This window comes from Kitasatospora sp. LaBMicrA B282, from assembly GCF_050325825.1.
Taxonomy (GTDB): Bacteria; Actinomycetota; Actinomycetes; order Streptomycetales; family Streptomycetaceae; genus Kitasatospora.
In genome coordinates this window covers 1-2068 of record NZ_JBNQTI010000226.1, presented here as the reverse complement: position 1 = coordinate 2068, position 2068 = coordinate 1, and the positions used below count along the sequence as shown (strand labels likewise).

The 2068-nt window shown below is 80.5% G+C and carries 1 protein-coding gene; it reads right to left on the bottom strand.

Going from position 1 to position 2068, the window contains the following annotated elements; translation table 11 throughout:
- Positions 1–103: 103 nt before the first annotated feature.
- A partial coding sequence (locus tag ACQRUO_RS35910; protein ID WP_428320366.1) for an FtsK/SpoIIIE domain-containing protein occupies positions 104–2068 on the bottom strand: 1965 nt, incomplete at its 5' end.

Genomic DNA, 2068 nt, shown 5'->3' with positions numbered 1-2068 from the left:
CCACGATCGCCTCGATCCGGTCGCCGGTCTTGAACGAGAGGTTCGCCGGGGCCCCGCCGAACAGGCCGCAGTCGATCCGGCTGCCCTCGGCGGGCGGCCGGGCTCAGCCCTGCGCGGCCCGCTGCAGCGCGCTGGCCAGCAGCGCCAGGTCGGTCGGCCCGTTGCCCAGCTCGCGCACCGGGCGGCGGGTGGGCGGCGCGCCCAGCTGCGCGGGGTCGACGGCGACCACGGTCGGGCGCAGCGTGGCCGTGCGTGGGATCCGGCCGCTGATCCGGGCGGTCTGGAAGGCGAGCACCGCGCCGTCCGGGCGGCGCAGGTAGCCGCGGCCGGGGGTCTGCTCGGGCAGCGCGGCGGAGTCGCCCAGGTGGACCAGCAGCTCGGAGTCGCCCGGGTGGTCGGTGCGCAGCGCGATCCGCCACTGCGCGGCCTCGTCCACCTCGCTGCCGGCGGTCAGCTCGGGGCGGCCGGTGGCGGCCACCAGGTGCACGCCGAGCCGCCCGCCGTGCTGGGCCACCGCGGCCAGCGCGCGGGCCAGCGGCCGGCCGGCGGGGGAGGTGGGGGAGAGCAGCGCGTCGTAGTCGTCCACCACCACGACCAGCCGGGCCGGGGGCGGGTCGGCCACCACGGTCGCGGCGGCGGGGGCGGTCGCGGCGGGCGGGTAGGAGCCGAGCAGCGCGGCGTCGGCGGCGCCGCGCTGCGGGCCGAGCACGGCGGCGGGGCGGGCGGTCAGCGCCCGCTCGGCGAACCAGACCGGGAAGGAGCGGCCGCGGAACAGCCGCTCGCGCTGGGCCAGCTCCTCGTGCAGCGACTCGGCGGTGAGCAGCGCCTGGCGCGGGTCGGCGGCGGCGTCCAGCTGGGCGGCGACGTGCGGCAGCTCGGCGCAGCCGGCCAGCGCGCCGTCCCGGCCGCCGATCAGCAGCACCTGCAGCCGGTCCGGCCGCTCGCCGACGGCCAGCGAGGCCACCAGGGTGCGCAGCAGCTCGCTCTTGCCCGACCCACGGGCCCCGCCGACCAGCAGGTGCTGCGGGTCGGCCGGCTCGGCGCCGGCCAGGTCGACCGTGCAGAGGTCGTCCCGGGTGGTGCCGAGCAGGGCGGCGGCGGTGCCGGCGGTGCTCGGCAGGTCGGCCCAGCGGGCGGAGAGCTTGGCCGGGGTGACGCTGTCCAGCTCCAGCAGGTCGAGCAGGCGCAGCGCCTCCGGCAGCGGGCCGCGGGAGACCGGCGCGGCCTCGCGCAGCGGCGCCAGCGCCCGGGCCAGCCGCTCCGCCCAGGCGGCCGAGACGGCGTCCAGCGCGACGTCCTCGACCCGCTCGCCGACCCGGTCGACGCCCTGCGTGACGGTCAGCCGGGTGGCCACCTCGCCGGTGATCGCGGCGGTGCTGCCGAGCCCGGTGGGCAGCAGCTCGGGGAGTTCGGCCAGGCAGATGGGGAAGACCCCGGCGGCCGGGCCGTGGGAGAGCAGCCGGGCCAGCGACTCGCGGGCCGGGCCGGAGCCGGGATCGCCGTCCACCAGCAGCACGGTGAGCGGCTGGGCGGCCTCCTCGGCCGGGCGCTCGACCAGCTCGGCCAGCCGCTCCTGGGCCTGCGCCGGGTCCAGCCCGACCAGCAGCCGGCAGTCCTGGCCCTGGCCCGGGCGCAGGTGCGGCAGCCAGAGCGACCAGGCCCAGTCGGCGGTGCGCTGCTCCGCGTCCTGCTCGGGGTCGGCGCTGACCACCGCCAGGCTCAGCCCGCTCGGCGGGTGCAGCACGGCCAGCTGGGCGAGCACCGAGCGGGCCAGGCCCAGCAGGCGGGCGCGCGGGCCGGTGAGGCCGAGGCTGCCGGCCGCGCGCAGGTCGGCGGTGACCGGCACGGCGGGCAGCACGGTGCCGGGGGTGGTGCCGGGGCCGCCGGGCAGGTCGGCGATGCCCAGGCGCACGGTGAGCGCGTCCGGGTGGGCCGGCGGGCGCTCCCACAGCCGGGGGCCGGGGCCGAGCGCGGTGAGCAGCAGGCCGGCCGGGTCGGGGAAGCGCTCCCGCCGGGCGGCGGCCTGGCGGTCGCGGGCGCGGGCGTGCTGCACGGCGGCGTCCGGCTG